The sequence below is a fragment of the Agromyces sp. Y182 genome, assembly GCF_059445385.1.
The window spans coordinates 32,481-49,665 of sequence record NZ_JCAIUF010000002.1 but is presented as its reverse complement, the minus strand read 5'-3'; the positions used below and the strand labels follow the sequence as shown (position 1 = coordinate 49,665).

Genomic DNA, 17,185 nt, shown 5'->3' with positions numbered 1-17,185 from the left:
GTCAGCTGGTCGCACGGGCGGCCGTCTCGATCAGCTTCGCAGTCTCGGCCGGGTGCGAGACGTACCCGGCGTGCGACGCGTTGATCGAGGTGGTCTGCGCGCCCATCCGCTGGGCGAAGAAGCGCTGCGCGACCGGGGACAGGGCCTTATCCTGGTTGGAGACCTGGTACCAGCTGGGGATCGTCTTCCACGCCGGCTCGCCGGTCTGCTCCTCGAGGACCGCCACGTTGGTCGGGCGCTGGGTCGCGGCCATGATTTCGGCCTGACGAGCGGGCAGGTCCGCGGCGAAGATCTGCCGGAACCGCGCCGGGTCGATAGTGGCGTCGAGGCCGCCGGGGTAGGGGCGCACGATGAGGGAGTCGGGCGTCAGTTCGGCGCCCGGGTACTTCACCGGGTCGTTGAACTGGCCCAAGGTCTCGCCCTCGTCGGGCGCGAAGGCCGCCGTGTAGACCAGGGCGTTGACGTTGTCGGCGCCCGTCGCGGCGTTCGTGATGACCCCACCGCCGTAGGAGTGGCCGACGAGGACCACGTCGCCGTCGATCGAGTCGAGGATGCTGCGGACGTAGGCCGAGTCGGACGCCAGGCCGCGTAGCGGGTTGGCGACGGCGAGCACCGGGTAGCCATCCTTCTCGAGCTTGGTGATCACACCGCCCCAGCCGCTCGAGTCGGCCCAGGCGCCGTGCACGAGGACGACTGTGGGCTTCTCGGCCGGCTGCTGGCCGGGGTTGTGGCCGGGTTCGGCCTGCGCCACGCTGGCGCCGGCTCCGAGGGCGAGCGCTGCGGTCGCTGCAGCGCCGGCGACGGCGACCTGGGTGAGGCGCTTGGGAAATTGGGTGTTCATTTGAGTTTCCTTTCGTGTGTTTTCGTGGTGGATGGTTCGCCGGGTGATCCCCGGACGCGGCTCAGGACTCTTCGACGTTGGAGAAGAGTCCTGTCATTCCTCCGGTGGCGAGTTCGCTGGCGCGCCGGAAGAACGCCCCCGCTTCGGGCGTGCCCAATGGCGTGTTCGCTGCCTCGTAGTCGGGGAAGTACAGGTCGATCATGCGGTACGCCGGAGTGGCGGTGCCGTCTTCCTTAGGCCAGACCTTGGAGGTCTCCATCTTCAGGAGACCGGGAACGTTCCGGGCACGGTCGACCAATTCGGGGTAACCGGACTCGAATGCGCCGGGGTCGATGGGGTTGTCGAAGATGAGAGTGATTTTCGTGGGCATGTGGAGCTCCTTGCGTTGAGTGGTGATGTGCTGGTGGGACGGTCAGGCGACTGCTTCGCCGGTCGCGGAGTCGACGGTGACGAGGGTTCTGTCGTGGGTGGCTTTGCCGTGATCTCGGCCGTCGGTCTCAAGCAGGCGGAGCCAGATCTCGTTGATGGTCGGATACGCGGGCACCGCGTGCCAGAGCCGGTCCAGCGGCACCTCACCGGCGATGGCGATCGTCGCGGCATGGAGGAGTTCGGCGACGTCCGGGCCGACGGCGGTGAACCCGATCACGATGTTGCGTTCCGCGTCGATGACCATGCGGGCCTGGCCGCGATATTGGTCTGCGTGCAGTGCGGCACCGGCGACCTTTCCGAGGTCGTAGTCCACGACCCGTGTGTCTCGTCCAGCTGCCGCGGCCTCCTGTGCGGTGAGTCCGACGGTGGCTACCTCGGGTGCGGTGAAGATCACTTGCGTGAGGGCCAGTTCGTCTGCGGTCACGGCGTGGCGTCCCCACGGGTCCAGGCCGACTTCTGCGCCGTTCGCTCGTGCTGCGATGGCGTCGCCCAGCGCGCGAGCCTGATACTTTCCGTGGTGCGTCAGCGGTGCACGGTGGTTGACGTCGCCGGCGGCGAAGAGCCAGGCTGCGCCAGGATCGGCGGCGGTGTCGTCGCCGACCGGTATGCCGTTGCGGTCGAGCACGGCGAGGGTGTCGTCGACCGTCAGCCACCTGCCCGGTTCCAGGCCGAGCCGGTCCAGGCCGATGTCCTTGGTGTTCGCGGTACGACCGGTGGCGACGAGAACGTCGTCCGCCGCGACGGTGCTGCCGTCGGACAGGGTGATCTCGAGAGTGCCGGATCCGTTCCGTCGAGCCTCGATGGCGTCGACATTCAGGCGCAGTGCGACGCCGGCTGACCGGAGTGCGTCGGTCACGTACTCGCTGGCGAACGGCTCGGCTCGGGAGAGCAGACGCGTCTGGGAGATCAGGGACACCTGGGACCCGAGTGCGTTGAATGCAGTCGCCATCTCGGCGCCGACGGCTCCGCCACCGATGATCGCCAGGCGGTCCGGGACCTTGTTGGTGGCCACGGCTTCGCGGTTCGTCCACGGCTGGACGTCCGCCAGTCCCGCGATCGGCGGAATGTACGCGCTGCTGCCGGTGGCGATGACGACGGCATAGCGTGCCCGCAGGGTCGTCGTCGTGCCGTCGCCGGTGTCGGTGACGGTCACCGTGCGAGGGCCGGTGATCCGTCCGTGTCCGCGGACCAGGGTGATGCCGGCACTGTGCAGCCATCCGACCTGACCGGAGTCGTGCCAATGCTCCGCGAACCGGTCCCGACGGGCGAACACGAGAGACGGGTCGAGGATGTCGCTTACGGCCTGCCCGGCGGCGGGAAGGGCACGGGCAGCTCGGAGGGCCGCAGCATCGCGGAGGAGGGCTTTGGTGGGCATGCAGGCCCAGTACGTGCACTCACCGCCGACGAGTTCGCGTTCGACGATGGTCACGGTCAGGCCGCCTTGCACGACCCGGTCGGCGACATTCTCGCCGACCGCTCCGGCGCCGATGACGATCACGTCGACGACGGAATCCATGTCGACGCCTGATGCGATGAGGGACGGTCGGATGGCTTCGGTCATGATCACTTCCCCGCCTTTCGGATGACGAGGTGCAACTGGATTGCCGAGATCAGGAAGAAGAGGCCACCGAGGATCGCGTAGCCGGCAACGATGATGAGCGCGGCATTCGGGCCGCTGGCCACCAAAAAGAAGCCGGCACCCGCGAGCACGGAAAGTCCACCGCTCAGGATCTGTGCGAGCTGGCCGCCGATGCGCCAGCGCAGAATCGCGACGATCAACTGGACGATTCCCGCGGAAATCGCCCAGCCACCCCAAACTCGCAGGACATCCGGGATGCCGGAGCCGACGACAGCGGCGAGGCCGATCGCGGCTGCCAGGCTCAGTGCGATGTTGACGTAGAGCGGGGCCTTCGGCCGACTGGAACCGGAAGAGCGGAAGTCGATGATCGCTGCCACGACGTCGAGCAACGGGTATATGACGAGCAAGGCGATCGCGCCAGGGTTGATCGACTCCGCGGTCGCGATCAGCAGGATCGCCCAGGTGAGAGCGAACCCGAATCGCACGAAGTACAGGTTTCGCAGGGCCTTCGTATTACTGGTGGCGTCGAAGACAACTCCTGTTGCGCCGGCGCCGGTGTGGACTGAAGCGGACATATGCTCTCTGTTTCTCATAGATAGAACGGTCGGTACACCGAGCATGCAGCAGTCGATCCCGGTTTGTCAAGACCGATCGTTCTATCTATCTGGTAGACTCGAGAACACAGCACTCGATCAGGAAGAAAACACACATGTCCGAGGCACGAACCCGACTGCTCGACACCGCCAGTCGACTCTTCTACGCCGACGGGCTACGCGCTGTGGGGATAGATCGCGTCATCTCCGAAGCACAGGTCACCCGCGCCACGCTCTATCGGCACTTCCCGAGCAAGGACGACCTCCTCGTCGCCTACCTCACGCGGATCGACGAGGCGATCCGTGCCCGGACGGACGCCGCGCGAAACTCCGGCGCCGACCCCGACGACATCATCCGCACAGTCGCCCAGGCCATCGCCGACGACATCCAGGGCGCAGACTTCCGAGGGTGCGCATTCCTCAACGCCGCGGCCGAATACCCCGACCCCGACCACCCGGTCCACCATGCCGTCCTCAACCATCGGGAGTGGTTTCTCACGACGATGATCGAGCTCTTCGCTCAGACCGGGAAGATTGACGCAGAACCCGCGGCACGGCATTTCGTGATGCTCCGAGATGGCGCGATGACCGCCGGCTCTCTGACCGACCCGCAACCCATCTGCGCGACCTTCCTGCGGGGTGTCGAGGGACTCCTGGTCTATCGCAGCGGCCTGGAAGCCGACGCCGGCGAAGGGTGACTCCGCGAACTGGCGGCGCGGCCGCTCACGTCGGGCAGAATCGTCGTGTGGAAACACTCATGACCATCGGCGACTTCTCGCGTGCGGTTCGTCTGAGTGCTAAGGCGCTTCGCTTCTACCACCAGAACGGGGTGCTCACCCCTGCTCACGTCGATGACCAAAACGGCTACCGGCTGTATGCGCCAGAGCAGATCGCCGATGCGCAGATCGTTCGGACTTTGCGCGGACTCGACGTGCCCGTCGATTCCGTTCGAGATGTCCTCGCAATGCCGAACGTTGAAGCACGGGCGGAGCTGATGGTGGATCATCTCGAGCGGATGGAAAGGAAACTCGACGCGACGCGTGCCGCTGTAGCGAGTCTGCGAGCCATACTCGAGCCCACCAGCCCGCCGATCGAGATAACCCACCGCAGCGTTCCCGAAACACGAGTCGTCGCCATCCGCGAAGCCATCGCATTGGAGGAGCTTGGAGAGTGGTTCAGAGCATCGGTCACCGCTCTCCGGAGCATCGCCAAGCGGATGGACCCGGCGTCGACCGCGACGTACGGCGGAGTCTGGCCCAACGAACTGTTCGCGGAAGAGTATGGGACTGCGACAGTCTTCCTGACGCTCATGCCGGGGTTCGATGACCATGCGGTCAGCGGCGACGCGTCAATCTTGGAGCTGCCTGCTGTCGAGTTGGCGGTCGCGATCCATGACGGCCCGGATGAGACGGTTCCTCGCGTCTACGCCGCGCTCGGCGAGCACGTCGCACGTCACGAGCTCGGCACCGACGCGCCCGTACGCGAGACCTACATGGCGGGGTTCCCGGGAATCGACCGACGCGCCGTAACGGAGATCGGCTGGCCCATCTTCCGTGTATCGCGCTGAAACTGGCTGACGGAAGCGTTGGACCTTCCCCTGAGGGGAAGGCCCAACCTGAGGTCATGCGCGGATCAGAAGGCGGCCGGGCGGTACGCGCTTCGGGCGGGCCGTCATCGACGGGTGCGGTGAGCCCGCTTTGGCGCGCCCATCAGGTAGGCCGTCTGAACCTCGCATGTCCACCACGTCTGCACAGAAGTCGGAGCACACATATGACGCAATCGAAAGTATTCCCTCCCTACGACCCTCGCGCCTTGCCTGCTGTGGTCGTCCGCTACCTCAGCGCGCAAGACGACACACGCGGTCGGCAGTCGATCTTGGATGTCTTCGCGTCAAACGCGAGCGTCACCGACGAAGGCATCCGATACAAGGGTCTGGACGCCATCCACCGTTGGCTGACCACGGCGGCGACGGAATTCACCTACACCACAACGCTGATCGGGCAGCGCAGTGACGAACCGGACCGGTGGGTGGTGCTGGCTCGTTTGGAAGGCAACTTTCCGGGGGGCGTCGCGGAACTGAGGTTTCAGTTCACGATTCACGGGGACGAGATCGCGGAGCTCGTGATCGCACCTTGGAAATACGACAAATAGGGATGCTGCGCCCCGGCTGTTCGGCTCACCGGTCGATTTCAATACGCAGCTGACTGACTGGCTGCCGCGGGCGAACTCCCGGGACATGCACGGCTTCGGCCGCCCGATCGACGCGTTGGATCGCGACCTCGCCGCGATGACCCTGCTGCCGCCGGTCGCGCCGACGACCGGGCTGCGGACCAGGGTGCGGTTGATGCCCTGAAGGTACGAAAGCTACCGGCGCCCGTCGGTCGACGATCCGCGCCGCGGGGTCGCTCTCAGGCACGCGTTTCCCTGTCCTTTCCGATCCATCCCATATGGGTGTGCGTGAAGGCATCCGGGAACTTCAGGCCATATCCGAGAGCCCGGTCAACTCCCACGTGGAATGCCCAGGCGAAGGCGATGATGCCGGACCACATCGACAGAGCGGGCGCGAAGCTGCTGGCTACTAGCGCGACGACACCCAGAACGGCCGCCCAGGCGTAGGTATGAATGGCGTTGTACCAGGCTGCTCCTGCGGTGGGAGACCGTAGGTATCCGAGTTGGGACAGATCGAACACCAAGAACAGCGCCAGCGGCATCCACCACCAGTCTGGGGCGATGACGATCGTGCCCACGAGCGAGAGAGCCGTGATCAAGGCACCTTCAATGCGCTGGATGACTACTGGCTCTGTGAGGCCACCATTTCTCATTTGTGATCTTCTCCATTTGCTAGGGCCGCCTCTGGGGCGGTCACGCTGGTCCGAGCCGTAAGCCATAGTGCGAACAGTCGCAGCATGAGGGGCATCACAAGGAAGCTCATCAGCGAGACGAGGATGAGAGACACGATGAGGGTCGTTATCCAAAGCGGGTACTCGGTCAAGAGCGGGAGTAACAACCAGAGAGTCAGCGTGATGAGTGGGTACACCGCTATCCAGTTGATGAGGGCTAATTTGTGGCGAGGTAGTCGCATGGGAGGGAGTCCGATCGTTCAGGGTTGATGTGGGAAGTGCGAAGCAGCGGCGGCGAAGGATTGTGATCCCCGCCGGCGCTGCCACGCGGCCAGGCCGAGAATTAGGCAGCGAATGCGGACGATGCCGGTCCGAAGATGGGACGCCAATTGTGCACGCGCTTGTCCACGACAACGTTGTGAACGACGAAAGGATCGTTGTCGACGATGTTGTCGATGCGGGCGCGGTCCGCGACTTTGTAGATGAGTAGCCCGCCGGGAGCCTCGTTTTGGCCCCGCGGCCCGGAAAGCAGGAGCTCACCCTGTTCCAGACGCTCTCGCAAGTAGGCCAGGTGAGCGGGACGGTGCTCGTTCTGGAGGGTGGTATCGGTCGGGTAGGAGTACTCGACGGTGAAGATTTCAGCCACGATGGGTTCCTTTCTAGGTGGATGTGACTAGCATCGCGGCAGCCGGGAGAATGCGGGTAGGACTCCTGGTACCAGTGGCCATTGCGAGGCTTCTTGCACAATGGAGCCATGACCGACCGTGGCGAACTCAGCAAGCTCTTGAACATGTGGCGCGCCCGATTGAAGCCCGCGACGGTGGGTCTTCCTGCGGTGTCCGCCCGATTGACGGGTCTTCGTCGGGAGGAAGTGGCGATGCTGGCAGGGCTGTCCGTGGACTATCTCGTTCGACTTGAGCAAGGCCGCTCTCAAAACCCGTCGGTGCAGGTCGCACGGGCGTTGGCGCGCGCATTACAGCTGTCTGCCGAAGAACGCGATCAGCTGTTCCAGGCGGCGGGGCTACCGATCCCGTTGCCGACGAACGTGCCAACCCACATCCCGCGAAGCGTGCAGCGGCTTCTCCTCCGCGCTCCCGATGTTGCGATCGGCGTCTATACGATGCACTGGACCCTGCTCACCGTAAACGCGTCCTGGCAGGCCATGCTCGGGCAACCGCACCGCGACTACAACCTCATCGAAGCGCAGTTCACCGGAACAGCGCCCAATGTCCTGATGAGCGCGGCGTACATCGAACGTTTCGAGCGCGCCCTAGTGACGGATATGCGAAACGCGACGCTGCGGTATCCCAAGGACCGCTCCGTTCAGCAGCTTCTACAGCGATTGCGTCGCATCGACCGTTTTGAAGAAATGTGGCTGGAGGGCACCTCCGTCGCGCAACGGTCCGAGGAGAAGACCTTCCTGCATCCAATCGTCGGTCCAATCACCGTCGACTGCGACGTGTACACCACGATCGGGACAGATCTGCGGATCATCACCTACACGGTGGAGCCCGGTTCCGCCGACGCTTCCAAATATGATCTTGCTCGAACTCTCGGCGTACAACAGCCCTCGCGCTGAGCCGCTTTCACACGAGCATGCACAACGTGCTCAGCGCCGCAGCCACGGATTTGTCACGCGATCACCAGGTCAGTTCGCTGCCAGCGAGGAGATGAACGCATCGGCGGCGACCTGGACTCGTTCACGGTCGCCAGTGGCGAGAAGGTCGAGAAGGAGACCGCGAATCGTGGCGATGATGATGGTGGCCGTACGCATCGCGACGTCAGAGTCAACATCGCTTTGCACGGCACAGAGAGCCCCCCTCGCCGTCACCGTGTTGGAACGGGGCTCGAATGACCATCTGGCCGGGTCGGGCCCGTGGATGAACATCGACGAGTTGCACCGTGTCGTCGAGTTCCCCTACCGCGGCCCTACGGGCACGGCTCTCGGGGTTTCGTTTTGGGACTGCTGTCGGTTTAGTTGACTCGCGATTGCGGCGTGGAGTCGCTTCGCATCCCGCCCCTCGATCGTGCCGTCGATTATCGACAACAGCACGGTGACGGCGAACGAAGTTACCACCCAGCCGGCAGTCCAGGGATTCTTTCCCTGACTCCCATGCTGGGAGACCATATAGACGCCGGCCACGATGATGAGCACCATTGCCGGCACGATCACGGCCTCGATCCACTTCGTCACCGCAGTCACCGACCGCAGCTGAGCGACAGAGTCAGCGGTTTGTACGCGCAGCGCCGCCAGCAAGCTCGTTGTCACGGCACCGACGAGGAGGACTACACCTAAGAGGTGCAGGAACAGCGCAATGTTGTACATGGGGGTTTCCTCACAAGAGTCAATGCTCTCATTAGTCAAGCATATTTACTATAATAAGCACGTCGCAGCACCGGTTCCAGATGTAGCTGCTGCGACGTCGTCGAGAGAGGAAGATGTTCGTGGGAACAGGTGGCGATGGCGGCGGGAGCAGCATGGAAGACAAGCCGCGAGTTGATTTAGGGCTGTCGTTGTTCATCCCGTACCGATACGCCGAAGACCGGATCTTCCGAGCCGTGCAGGATGCCGGTTTCGACGATTGGACCCTCACCCAGTGCCGGGTATTTCAACGCATCGACCCGGGCGGCTCACGCCTCACTGATCTCGCCGACGAGTCGCAGATGAGCAAGCAAAGCGCCGGCGTACTGGTCGACCAGCTTGAACGTCTGGGCTATGTGCGCAGGGTCCCCGACCCCTCCGATGGCCGAGCCCGTCTCATCGTGCTTGAAGAACGCGGACAGCGCGCGGTCGACGTGGCGATGGCGACGCTCGACGAGATCCTCGCAGAATGGGAGGCCTACCTCGGTACACGCAACTATGCCTTGCTGCAACAGATCCTCGACCAACTCCGCGAAATCACCGACACCTACGCGCGTTGAACCCGGTAGCGCCGAGTCGTCCGCTACCGTGCCACGTTGACTCCGTCCGTCGAGGCAAACGGGCGTCGGCGGGTTCAATCCTCCCTGCTATTAGTCAGCATTCTTGACTAGCATGATCGATGTGCTTCGCGATTGTTGAGCGATGAACGGGTGCTTGCCACGATGTGCGCGCCCCGACGCCGCTCACGAGCACACCCATTCATCTCCCCGTAGAAAGCAAAACATTATGAAGTTTCTGGTTATCGGAGCAACCGGCCGCACCGGCGTCCCCTTCGTCACAAAGGCACTCGACCAGGGACACCAGGTCACCGCCCTCGTTCGGCGGGCCGGCGCCACCGTTGACGGACGCGCTCAAATAGTCAGCGGAGACGTCACCGATGCCGCCGTGATCGCGACCGCAGCCCAAGGACACGACGCGATCATCAGCACCCTCGGAGCCAAGAGCATCCGCGAAACCCCGACACTGATCACGGACATGGTCCGCGCAGTCATCGCATCCGCAGAAATATCGGGCGTCAATCGCTTCGTCATCGTGTCCGCATTCGGAGTGGGAGACTCCCTCGCCAAAGCCTCATTCCTGGCTGGCCTGATTTTCCGCACAGCGCTGCGGAAGAAGTACGCAGACAAGGCCGCAGCCGATGCCCTCTTGGCCGCTAGCGAACTGCGATGGACCCTCGAATACCCCGGAGCGCTGAACGACCGGGACGGCAGCGACTACACCGCTACCGTGCTCGAAGACGTCACAGAACTGCCCATCCTCCCCGCGACCTCCCGCGCGAACGTCGCCGACTTTCTCCTCCGGTCCGCGGTGGAAGACACCTTCGTCCGTCAGACCGTGGTCGTCACCGACACCAAATAGCGTGACCGCTGTGGGCCGCCCCACTCACCAGAGCCCCGTGGCAGTCGGGGGGGGGCAATCGAATCGACAGCAGGGCCGCACTCGGGATACGCGAAGAGGGCCGCACGTTTGCGGCCCTCTTCGACGTGAGTCGGGCTGGCAGGATTTTGGGCCTGCGACCCCTTGGAGGAATCGGGCGTCTGCCGGTCGCCTCCGAAAATCTCCGAAGACCCGCGGATTCCCTTGTGTTTTAGGCTTCCTCCGCGCCCCAGCGTCCGAGCGCGACGATAGTCGCGCGCAAGGCGAACCCGCGATCGGTCAGCGCATAGGCCCGGGTGTTGTGCCGGAGGGGCAGACGGTGCAGGACGCCAGCCGCTTCGAGCTCGCGCAAGCGGGTCGCGAGCATGTTCGTCCCCATTCCGAGGTCGCGCTGCAGATCCCCGTATCGCTGCGGCCCGTCGAGCAGCCGCTCCACGATGAGCAGGGCCCACCGTGCTCCGACGATGTCGAGGGCTGCGGCGAGGTCGCTCACGCGATCGGATCGGTGTCCGGCTTCATCCAGAACGGCGAGTAGTGGTAGCCGTCAGGGTCATCGAACTGGCGCTGGTACATGAAGGGGTAGTCATCGATGACGCCGACACGCCCGCCGGCAGCGCGGGCGCGCTCGACGAGTTCATCGACCGCCTCACGGCTGCCGAGGTCGAACGAGACCGTCACCTTCGAGGGGGTGTCGGGCCCGCCGGTCAACTCCTCGGTGGCGCCGACGCTCGCGTACATCTCGCGGCTGCCGAGCATGACGTACTGCTCGGGCGCGATCGCGAAGCACGACACATTGTGATCTGACATCTCGGCGTTGAGAGTCCAGCCGAGGGCGGTGTAGAAGGTGGTCGCGCGCTCGACGCTCTCGACCGGGCAGGTAATGAATAGGCTCATACAGCCAACACTTCCAAAATGGAAGTGCGGTGTCAAGACCGGGCCGGCCTCGAGTGGAAGGTAGTGACGCACCGGGGCAGGACCGCCGTGCAGGTGCACGCTGGTGAAGAACAGGTTCAGGCCGTCAAGTTCGACTCCGTGGGAGACTCCGACGTATCCGACGTATCCACCGGGGCGGGTGGCGTTGATGGCCTGCCACATCGATTCCTGGGTGCCGACCGCCTCGACGGTGCCGTGGGCGCCGTATCCGCTGGTGAGCTCCTTGACCTTCGCTGCTCCCTCGTCGCCGCGTTCCTCGATGATGTCGGTCGCTCCGAATGCGCGGGCCAGGGCCTGGCGTTCGGGGTGGCGGCTGAACATGATGATCCGTTCGGCTCCGAGCTGTCTGGCGGCCAGGACCGCCGACAGGCCCACCGCGCCGTCACCGACGATGGCGATGGTCATGCCGGGGCCGGCTTCCGCGGCAACGGCGCCGTACCAGCCGGTGCCGAGCACGTCTGATGCGGCCATGAGCGACGGAATCAGGTCGGCTTCAGGCTGCCCGGGGGTGGCGACGAGGGTGCCGTCGGCCAGCGGGATGCGTGCGAGCTCCGCCTGGGTGCCGATCTCGCCCATCATCACGTTGTGGATGCAGCGGGACTGGTAGCCGGCCTGACAGATCTCGCAGGTGTTGTCGGAGGCCACGAAAGAGCCGATTACGAAGTCGCCGACGTTCACGTTCTTCACGTCCGCGCCGATCTGCTCGACCCGGCCGATGTACTCATGACCCATCGCCTGCGGGGTCGTGTTCAGCGGCTCGGCTCCGCGGTAGGGCCACAGATCGGAACCGCAGATACACGTCGCGGACAGCCGGATGATCGCATCCGTGGGTTCGACGATCTCCGATTCGTCCCGCTCTTCGAGCCGGACATCGCCCGGACCGTACATCATCACTCCACGCACAGCGTGCTCCTTCATCTCAAGTAGGTCGTGAACCCAGTCAAGACGCGGGCCTCCGCGCGAGGAAGTCTCTGCTGGAGGGTGTACCAGGAGAGAACCCCACTGGAGCCCAGAGCGCCGTAACGTCGTCGGCATGGACAATCAATCCGAGGTACGTGAGTTCCTCATGTCACGACGGGCGCGACTCACGCCCGAGCTCGCGGGCCTTGTCGTCGGCCCCAATAGGCGGGTGGCTGGGCTTCGCCGCTCAGAGGTCGCCACCCTCGCCGGCGCGAGCGTCGGGTATTACGCCAAACTCGAGCGCGGCGCCATAGCGGGAGCATCCTCCTCGGTCCTCGGCGCCATCGCTCGCGCTCTGCAACTCGACGACACCGAACGCACCCACCTGTTCGATCTCGCCCGCGCTGCCGACGGCATCCCTCTGTCCGGCCGCCCGCGCCGCCGCTCGAGCAAGAACGCCGTGAACCGGCCCAGCCTGCAGTGGATGCTCTCGGCTATCACCGACTGCATCGCCATCGTGTCGAACCAGAACCAAGACGTCCTCGCCACCAACGACCTGGGCCGTGCCTTCTACTCCCCCATCATCGGCGACGGCGGACGCACACCGAATCTCGCCCGGTTCCAGTTCCTCGACCCCGCCTCCCGCGACTTCTACCCCGACTGGGAGCTGTTCGCCGGAATGTGCGTTGCGATCATGCGCGCGAGGGCCGGCCACGACCCCAACAACAAGTCCCTCCAGGACCTCGTCGGCGAGCTGTCCACCCGAAGCGACACCTTCCGTCAACTGTGGGCCGCCCACGATGTACGCACTCACGGCACCGGCACGAAACGCTTCAACCACCCCGTCGTCGGCGAACTCACGCTCGCCTACGAAGAACTCGCCATCACCGCCGAACCTGGCCTCGTCCTCATGGTCTACACCGCCGAACCCGGCTCACCCAGCGCCGAACGGCTGCAGCTGCTCGCCAGCTGGGCCGCGAACAGCGTTTCCATTGAAACACCGTGACGCGACCCGGCGGTCCACGCTGAGAACGGGCACGCTGCGCGTGGCCGCTCGAGACGGAGCAGCCTCAGCCCCACGAGGGTCCGAATAGTCGCGGTTGGCAGCGGTTGGTCTGACCGCGCAGATTGGACGCGGACCTGGGATGCAAAAAGTCCCGGCGAGGAATCAACTCTCACCGGGACTTTTTCTTTGCGGTCGGGCTGACAGGATTTGAACCTGCGACCCCTTGGAGGATCCGGGCGTCTACCGGTCTCCTCCGAAAATCTCCGAAAACCCGCGGATTCCCTTGTGTTTACAGGGAACCGGGCGGTTCGCTGACTCCGATTCTACCGGGTCGATTGCGGTAACTCACGGGTCGATCTGATGGGTAAAAGGTGGGAACGCAGGCGACCCGGCTCGAACGCTCGGGCAGCCTTCGCGACCGGACCCGTGCTAAACGTGACGCGTCGTCGGATCGCATCCTTCAGCGGGCAGGCAGCCACGCTCCGTCCGTTAACTCAAGAGTGCGAAATACGAGCGCAGCGCGGCGGAGCTTCGCGACGCGGGTGCGGCCTTTTCGCTGACGCCGGACACGGCGCGTCCCGTCCCCGGATGAAAGGCGCGCATCTTGATCTTCCCTTGCGGGGCTGGTTCGGAGCAGACCGCGACTGCTTTGCGACCGCCCGAAGCCGGGCTCTGGGCGCAGTAGGTGTGACCGGCGTGGGTGGTGCGCCTCCAATCGCGGCGCTGACCGATAGCGGTTGCCAGAGCGTTCCCGAAGTCGGATGCAGCGGCGTGACGGGCGGCGGGATCGACGCTCATGCTTCGCCTCACGACCATAGCAACGGCCCGCGGTACGTGCGGCGCGACTTCGGAGATGTCGCGCAAGGCGCCCGCAGCGATGAGGCTCTGCTGCTCTCCTCGGGGCAAGGTGTGATCAACCGGGTACTCACCGGACAGAAGGTAGAAGACGGTCGCGGCAAGCGAGTAGACGTCCGATGAGATGGAGCACAGCCCATCGTCAGGCGCGGTCTCAGGGGCCAGAGTGCACCAGCTTCCGTTTCGCGGAGCCTCACCGTCATCGTTCAGAAGACTGCAGAAAGCAACGTCAGTCACAAGGACGATGTCACCCTCGCGGAGCGCATTCGCCGGTTTGATGTCGCGGTGCACCATCCCTGCAGTGTGGATGGCGTCCACGCCGGCAGCGATCTGATGACCGAAGCGCACTGCCGCGGCCACCGAAAGCCCGACGGGGCAGGCGTCCGCCTCAAGATCGCCGTGGGGAAGCAGTGACGTGGTGATGAAGCGGATGTCACTGCTTGTGACAACGTCCGCGTTCAGCACCGGCACAATGAACCTACTCCGCAGCTGCTCGAGCCGTTTCGCCTCGTCCCACGGCTGCGGCGTCCCGGCATCCGAGTACAGCAGCTTTAGCGCGACCGTCTTGTCGAGGTACCTGTCGTGAGCCTCATAGACATCGCCGTCCGACCCAAGCTTGCCCTTCAACTCGTACCGGTCGTTGATGGTTGTTCCCGCTGGAAGGACAGGCTTGCTCACCCGAGCAACCATACTGTCGAGCATGACTGTTATCGGAGTAGTAGTCGTCCCCGGCGGAAAAAACCCGCGCGTTCATGCTGCGGTTCTGGAAGGAACGCTCGCTGAGCCACGTGTCGTCGCTTCCTTCGAGCTGCGAACCGCGTCGGTCGACCCATCCGAGCAAGCGGTCGATTTGGCACGGCATCTCAGCCCCAAGCTCGTCGGTACCACTTTTGAACGCGCAGGCATACGGGTGGCGGGGACCACACCGGTCGCACGTCGGAGCAAGGTTGCGTTCTCTCGTGCGCACTGCGAGGGCGCAATACTCTTCGTGCTCCGGGAAACATTGGGCAAACCCGTCGTCGTCGTCGAACCCGTCGGCGCTCCAAGGGCAATCGGCCTGAAGAAGGCCGAGCTGGATGCTCTTGTTGACAGCCTTGCGTCAAAGGGCGTGAACGGCGACGCCGTTCTGGCCGCCCTGGCCGTTCTCGCTAATCTCTGAGGTGGGGCCGCAGACGAACAAGGAGTCCACGCCTTCAATTCTCCACCGCATGTCGATGCCAGTGAGGGAGTTGATGACGACCGCGATGAGCCACTCCGGTCGAACCGTATCCCTCACTCGCCGCGCTGCGTTCGCTACCAAAGTGCCACTCGCTATGTTCACGTCGAGGATGACAGTGCGGGTCGAACGACCGCCACGAATGGAGGGGTCGAGCATCATCGCTGCACCGAGAACGCGCTCGGCGGCAGGGCTGGCAGCTTCAACGGTGAACTCTTCCCAGCCTGCAACGCAATCTAGGAACAAACGTGCGGACGTGGCGAGAGCGTCGGAGCCGTGGTGAGCTCGGATATTCCTGTCGCCTTTACGCATCAGTTCGACGAGATCCATCGACTCTCCTTCCTCCGCGAGACTATCCACTATCTTCCGATACTCGTGGTGAAACGCTGGCCTCCGGACTCTCTTCGAATGAGGCGCTGCGGCCGGCGTCGTCGTCGTCGAGAGCCGTCGTTTGCTGCGGCCTTCCGCTCAACCTTGCAGTCCTAGAAGTGGGACACTGCAAGCAGCCGCTTCGAGCGTGCGAACCGCAAATCAGATTCCTCAGCCGCAGTGTGGACGCGCCCCGGCAGGAGCCGGGCCAGGACCCATCAACAACATGACCCCAGCATGTCGTAGACATCTCGCGATGTCATCACTACTCGCTGAGCACTCGCGTCCTTGTAGCCGAGAAACTCGCCGCGTCATGCGCACCCTGAACGCCATCAGGGCACCTGCTCCACGAGACGGTTGCCAGACCTGTCGAGATAGCGCTTGTCGCCCCTCATCAGTAGTGCCGGACCGCGGGGCGTCGGGTGGAACGGATCGCCACCGGTCGTGAGCCCGTCGAACATGAACAGCCTGACGCCGAGCTGGTCGAGCGTGTCGAGGACGTCCGTCTTGGCCCGGCGCAGCGTCGCGTGCTTCAGCCCGCCCCATGCGCCGAGCACCTCGGTCACTCCGTACTGCCCGATCACGTGCTCGATCGCCGCGCAGTTCGCGGCCGAGAGCCCCGGGTCGTAGTCCGAAAGGTTCGATGCGTTGGTCGACCGCTCCGGATACAGGTTCATCATCAGCCATCCGGGCTGACCGTTGTCACGGCTCGCCTGGATGAGCCTGTTCACAGTCTTGTCCGCCTGCGAGCGGTCCGCGTACGACGGGTTCATGCAGATGGCGATCAGCGGAGGAGCGCCGACTGCCGCCCTTACAGTGCTGCCGAGCGCGAAACGGTGGGTGCGCTCTTCGGGGTCGGGGGCCCAGAAGTCGGGCTCGTAGCCGGGCAGGTACGAGGTCACACGCTGACCGCCTCCACCTCCGTTGCTCCCGGCATTCGCTCTCACGACTGAGCCTCGTCGACGCTAATCATGCCGCGAGCTTATGGCGGACCTCTGACAACACGCGCGACGGTTGTGTCGCGAGTTGTCGCCGATGCTCTCGTCCGCGGTGCGATGTATGAACGCATGTGATGGCTGCTGCGGATTTGCCACGACGAGGTGTCAGCAAGCCGGTCCCCCAGCGGAGCCTGCGTTCGACATGGGTCTCTAAGGGACAACCGACCCCGCCTGAACTTCCCGTATAACCCGCCGCGGGGATGTCCCGGTGACGGTCCCTAAACGCTTCAGGCGTGCGCGAGAATTTTGGAGAATCGGTCTAGAGGGTTCACCATCATGCATCACCGGGCACTACGAGCGAGCTCTCTCCCGGATCGCCACTACGGCGAGCATCGGCGGGGTGAGGAGCACAATCCACTTCACGAGCAGCGGCCGCGCTACGCTCGCGGGTTGCCGAGGTAGTCGTATCCCCGGTGAGAGGTCAACTCGATGCAATCGTCTTCAACGCCCTCGGCGCCACGGGTCACGCGCAGAGCCATCTAGGATGGCGCGGTTCAACTCGGTGATCGCGCGCACGGCGGGCGCCCACTTGCCGTCCAGCCTTAGGATGCCCGATCTGACCAGGCCACGCAGAGCGGAGAGAACATTCGTAACCGCGCGGGGCGATTCACAAACCCGTCGGACGCACTCGACAATGTCGTGGCCCCCGTCGACGGTCGATATAGTCTCACGCGTCTCCACGACGGTGCGCTCAACAATTCGGACTTGAAACGCGTCCGGCTTCCGGGCCCGCCTGTCGTCGTAGGCCGCCTTGCGGCATGCTGGCCCGCAATAGACGCGTGGACGCCCGGTGGTCGCCGGCCGCGGCAGCGACGCGCCGCACCGGA

21 protein-coding genes and 2 pseudogenes are annotated in these 17,185 nt (G+C 64.4%); 8 read left to right on the top strand and 15 right to left on the bottom strand.

Annotated elements, in window-relative coordinates:
• Window position 1: 1 nt before the first annotated feature.
• The 4 genes from AC1C2R_RS14745 to AC1C2R_RS14730 all read right to left on the bottom strand — a co-directional run bounded on the left by AC1C2R_RS14745 (window position 2) and on the right by AC1C2R_RS14730 (window position 3,424).
• Window positions 2–841 (bottom strand): alpha/beta hydrolase, encoded by an 840-nt coding sequence (locus AC1C2R_RS14745; RefSeq protein WP_495380454.1) that lies wholly within the window; start codon window positions 839–841, stop codon window positions 2–4.
• A gap of 61 nt (window positions 842–902) precedes the next feature.
• Window positions 903–1,211: an EthD domain-containing protein gene (locus AC1C2R_RS14740; protein WP_495354345.1), complete on the bottom strand. Its 309-nt coding sequence runs from the start codon at window positions 1,209–1,211 to the stop codon at window positions 903–905.
• A 42-nt stretch (window positions 1,212–1,253) separates the two neighbouring features.
• Entirely contained in the window at window positions 1,254–2,831 is a 1,578-nt protein-coding gene (locus AC1C2R_RS14735; protein WP_495380453.1) for a dihydrolipoyl dehydrogenase family protein, read from the bottom strand.
• A gap of 2 nt (window positions 2,832–2,833) precedes the next feature.
• Window positions 2,834–3,424: a hypothetical protein gene (locus tag AC1C2R_RS14730; RefSeq protein WP_495380452.1), complete on the bottom strand. Its 591-nt coding sequence runs from the start codon at window positions 3,422–3,424 to the stop codon at window positions 2,834–2,836.
• A gap of 134 nt (window positions 3,425–3,558) precedes the next feature.
• Here AC1C2R_RS14730 and AC1C2R_RS14725 point away from each other — a divergent pair, with 134 nt between their 5' ends.
• From AC1C2R_RS14725 to AC1C2R_RS14715, 3 genes are all read left to right on the top strand, one after another.
• Window positions 3,559–4,140 (top strand): TetR/AcrR family transcriptional regulator, encoded by a 582-nt coding sequence (locus AC1C2R_RS14725; RefSeq protein ID WP_495354348.1) that lies wholly within the window; start codon window positions 3,559–3,561, stop codon window positions 4,138–4,140.
• 59 nt (window positions 4,141–4,199) lie between these two features.
• Complete coding sequence (locus AC1C2R_RS14720) at window positions 4,200–5,009, top strand: MerR family transcriptional regulator (RefSeq protein WP_495380451.1); 810 nt, start codon at window positions 4,200–4,202, stop codon at window positions 5,007–5,009.
• A 203-nt stretch (window positions 5,010–5,212) separates the two neighbouring features.
• Window positions 5,213–5,593, top strand: a complete 381-nt coding sequence (locus AC1C2R_RS14715; protein ID WP_495354351.1) for a nuclear transport factor 2-like protein — start codon at window positions 5,213–5,215, stop codon at window positions 5,591–5,593.
• Between the two features lie 257 nt (window positions 5,594–5,850).
• On the opposite strand, the gene AC1C2R_RS14710 is transcribed toward AC1C2R_RS14715, so the two are convergent.
• The 3 genes from AC1C2R_RS14710 to AC1C2R_RS14700 all read right to left on the bottom strand — a co-directional run bounded on the left by AC1C2R_RS14710 (window position 5,851) and on the right by AC1C2R_RS14700 (window position 6,928).
• Entirely contained in the window at window positions 5,851–6,264 is a 414-nt protein-coding gene (locus AC1C2R_RS14710) for a DUF4260 family protein (RefSeq protein WP_495380450.1), read from the bottom strand.
• Window positions 6,261–6,524 (bottom strand): putative antibiotic biosynthesis monooxygenase, encoded by a 264-nt coding sequence (locus tag AC1C2R_RS14705; RefSeq protein ID WP_495380449.1) that lies wholly within the window; start codon window positions 6,522–6,524, stop codon window positions 6,261–6,263. The genes AC1C2R_RS14710 and AC1C2R_RS14705 overlap by 4 nt, the downstream gene beginning before the upstream one ends.
• 101 nt (window positions 6,525–6,625) lie before the next feature.
• Window positions 6,626–6,928 carry a YciI family protein gene (locus AC1C2R_RS14700; protein WP_495354354.1) on the bottom strand — a complete coding sequence of 101 codons (303 nt, stop codon included), beginning with the start codon at window positions 6,926–6,928 and terminating at the stop codon, window positions 6,626–6,628.
• Window positions 6,929–7,036: 108 nt separating this feature from the next.
• Between AC1C2R_RS14700 and AC1C2R_RS14695 the strand changes: the two genes are divergently transcribed.
• Window positions 7,037–7,861: a helix-turn-helix transcriptional regulator gene (locus AC1C2R_RS14695; RefSeq protein WP_495354355.1), complete on the top strand. Its 825-nt coding sequence runs from the start codon at window positions 7,037–7,039 to the stop codon at window positions 7,859–7,861.
• A 69-nt stretch (window positions 7,862–7,930) separates the two neighbouring features.
• Here AC1C2R_RS14695 and AC1C2R_RS14690 read toward each other — a convergent pair whose 3' ends face one another.
• Both AC1C2R_RS14690 and AC1C2R_RS14685 read right to left on the bottom strand, forming a co-directional pair.
• Complete coding sequence (locus tag AC1C2R_RS14690) at window positions 7,931–8,056, bottom strand: hypothetical protein (RefSeq protein WP_495354356.1); 126 nt, start codon at window positions 8,054–8,056, stop codon at window positions 7,931–7,933.
• Window positions 8,057–8,200: 144 nt separating this feature from the next.
• A complete protein-coding gene (locus AC1C2R_RS14685) occupies window positions 8,201–8,608 on the bottom strand; it encodes a DUF2269 family protein (protein ID WP_495380448.1) in 408 nt (135 codons plus the stop codon).
• Window positions 8,609–8,760: 152 nt separating this feature from the next.
• Here AC1C2R_RS14685 and AC1C2R_RS14680 point away from each other — a divergent pair, with 152 nt between their 5' ends.
• Window positions 8,761–9,204 carry a MarR family winged helix-turn-helix transcriptional regulator gene (locus AC1C2R_RS14680; RefSeq protein ID WP_495354358.1) on the top strand — a complete coding sequence of 148 codons (444 nt, stop codon included), beginning with the start codon at window positions 8,761–8,763 and terminating at the stop codon, window positions 9,202–9,204.
• 142 nt (window positions 9,205–9,346) lie between these two features.
• Window positions 9,347–10,063: an NAD(P)-dependent oxidoreductase gene (locus AC1C2R_RS14675; RefSeq protein WP_495380447.1), complete on the top strand. Its 717-nt coding sequence runs from the start codon at window positions 9,347–9,349 to the stop codon at window positions 10,061–10,063.
• Window positions 10,064–10,292: 229 nt separating this feature from the next.
• Here the strand turns inward: AC1C2R_RS14675 and AC1C2R_RS14670 are convergent, their stop codons facing one another.
• The 3 genes and pseudogenes from AC1C2R_RS14670 to AC1C2R_RS14660 form a co-directional block, all read right to left on the bottom strand.
• The gene (locus AC1C2R_RS14670) at window positions 10,293–10,574 is read right to left on the bottom strand and encodes a winged helix-turn-helix transcriptional regulator (protein WP_495354360.1); all 282 of its coding nucleotides are present in this window, start codon (window positions 10,572–10,574) and stop codon (window positions 10,293–10,295) included.
• Window positions 10,571–10,954: pseudogene (locus AC1C2R_RS14665) on the bottom strand (VOC family protein); the annotation flags it as partial. The gene AC1C2R_RS14670 and the pseudogene AC1C2R_RS14665, both read right to left, overlap by 4 nt.
• 75 nt (window positions 10,955–11,029) lie before the next feature.
• Window positions 11,030–11,917, bottom strand: a pseudogene (locus AC1C2R_RS14660) (zinc-binding dehydrogenase); the annotation flags it as partial.
• Between the two features lie 130 nt (window positions 11,918–12,047).
• Between AC1C2R_RS14660 and AC1C2R_RS14655 the strand changes: the two are divergent.
• The gene (locus AC1C2R_RS14655; RefSeq protein ID WP_495380446.1) at window positions 12,048–12,920 is read left to right on the top strand and encodes a helix-turn-helix transcriptional regulator; all 873 of its coding nucleotides are present in this window, start codon (window positions 12,048–12,050) and stop codon (window positions 12,918–12,920) included.
• Window positions 12,921–13,409: 489 nt separating this feature from the next.
• Here AC1C2R_RS14655 and AC1C2R_RS14650 read toward each other — a convergent pair whose 3' ends face one another.
• The gene (locus AC1C2R_RS14650) at window positions 13,410–14,453 is read right to left on the bottom strand and encodes a serine/threonine-protein kinase (RefSeq protein WP_495380445.1); all 1,044 of its coding nucleotides are present in this window, start codon (window positions 14,451–14,453) and stop codon (window positions 13,410–13,412) included.
• A gap of 22 nt (window positions 14,454–14,475) precedes the next feature.
• On the opposite strand from AC1C2R_RS14650, the gene AC1C2R_RS14645 reads away from it, so the two are divergent.
• Complete coding sequence (locus AC1C2R_RS14645; RefSeq protein WP_495380444.1) at window positions 14,476–14,934, top strand: hypothetical protein; 459 nt, start codon at window positions 14,476–14,478, stop codon at window positions 14,932–14,934.
• Here the strand turns inward: AC1C2R_RS14645 and AC1C2R_RS14640 are convergent.
• Both AC1C2R_RS14640 and AC1C2R_RS14635 read right to left on the bottom strand, forming a co-directional pair.
• Window positions 14,875–15,321 carry a hypothetical protein gene (locus tag AC1C2R_RS14640; protein ID WP_495380443.1) on the bottom strand — a complete coding sequence of 149 codons (447 nt, stop codon included), beginning with the start codon at window positions 15,319–15,321 and terminating at the stop codon, window positions 14,875–14,877. The genes AC1C2R_RS14645 and AC1C2R_RS14640 overlap by 60 nt on opposite strands.
• Window positions 15,322–15,692: 371 nt before the next feature.
• Entirely contained in the window at window positions 15,693–16,262 is a 570-nt protein-coding gene (locus AC1C2R_RS14635; RefSeq protein ID WP_495380442.1) for a DUF1643 domain-containing protein, read from the bottom strand.
• Between the last annotated feature and the right edge of the window lie 923 nt (window positions 16,263–17,185).

Coding starts and splice junctions, on each gene's coding strand:
- AC1C2R_RS14745 (WP_495380454.1), bottom strand. CDS start 841: ATGAACACCCAATTTCCCAAGCGCCTCACCCAGGTCGCCGTCGCCGGC.
- AC1C2R_RS14740 (WP_495354345.1), bottom strand. CDS start 1,211: ATGCCCACGAAAATCACTCTCATCTTCGACAACCCCATCGACCCCGGC.
- AC1C2R_RS14735 (WP_495380453.1), bottom strand. CDS start 2,831: ATGACCGAAGCCATCCGACCGTCCCTCATCGCATCAGGCGTCGACATG.
- AC1C2R_RS14730 (WP_495380452.1), bottom strand. CDS start 3,424: ATGTCCGCTTCAGTCCACACCGGCGCCGGCGCAACAGGAGTTGTCTTC.
- AC1C2R_RS14725 (WP_495354348.1), top strand. CDS start 3,559: ATGTCCGAGGCACGAACCCGACTGCTCGACACCGCCAGTCGACTCTTC.
- AC1C2R_RS14720 (WP_495380451.1), top strand. CDS start 4,200: ATGACCATCGGCGACTTCTCGCGTGCGGTTCGTCTGAGTGCTAAGGCG.
- AC1C2R_RS14715 (WP_495354351.1), top strand. CDS start 5,213: ATGACGCAATCGAAAGTATTCCCTCCCTACGACCCTCGCGCCTTGCCT.
- AC1C2R_RS14710 (WP_495380450.1), bottom strand. CDS start 6,264: ATGAGAAATGGTGGCCTCACAGAGCCAGTAGTCATCCAGCGCATTGAA.
- AC1C2R_RS14705 (WP_495380449.1), bottom strand. CDS start 6,524: ATGCGACTACCTCGCCACAAATTAGCCCTCATCAACTGGATAGCGGTG.
- AC1C2R_RS14695 (WP_495354355.1), top strand. CDS start 7,037: ATGACCGACCGTGGCGAACTCAGCAAGCTCTTGAACATGTGGCGCGCC.
- AC1C2R_RS14690 (WP_495354356.1), bottom strand. CDS start 8,056: ATGCGTACGGCCACCATCATCATCGCCACGATTCGCGGTCTCCTTCTC.
- AC1C2R_RS14685 (WP_495380448.1), bottom strand. CDS start 8,608: ATGTACAACATTGCGCTGTTCCTGCACCTCTTAGGTGTAGTCCTCCTC.
- AC1C2R_RS14680 (WP_495354358.1), top strand. CDS start 8,761: ATGGAAGACAAGCCGCGAGTTGATTTAGGGCTGTCGTTGTTCATCCCG.
- AC1C2R_RS14675 (WP_495380447.1), top strand. CDS start 9,347: ATGAACGGGTGCTTGCCACGATGTGCGCGCCCCGACGCCGCTCACGAG.
- AC1C2R_RS14655 (WP_495380446.1), top strand. CDS start 12,048: ATGGACAATCAATCCGAGGTACGTGAGTTCCTCATGTCACGACGGGCG.
- AC1C2R_RS14645 (WP_495380444.1), top strand. CDS start 14,476: ATGACTGTTATCGGAGTAGTAGTCGTCCCCGGCGGAAAAAACCCGCGC.
- AC1C2R_RS14640 (WP_495380443.1), bottom strand. CDS start 15,321: ATGGATCTCGTCGAACTGATGCGTAAAGGCGACAGGAATATCCGAGCT.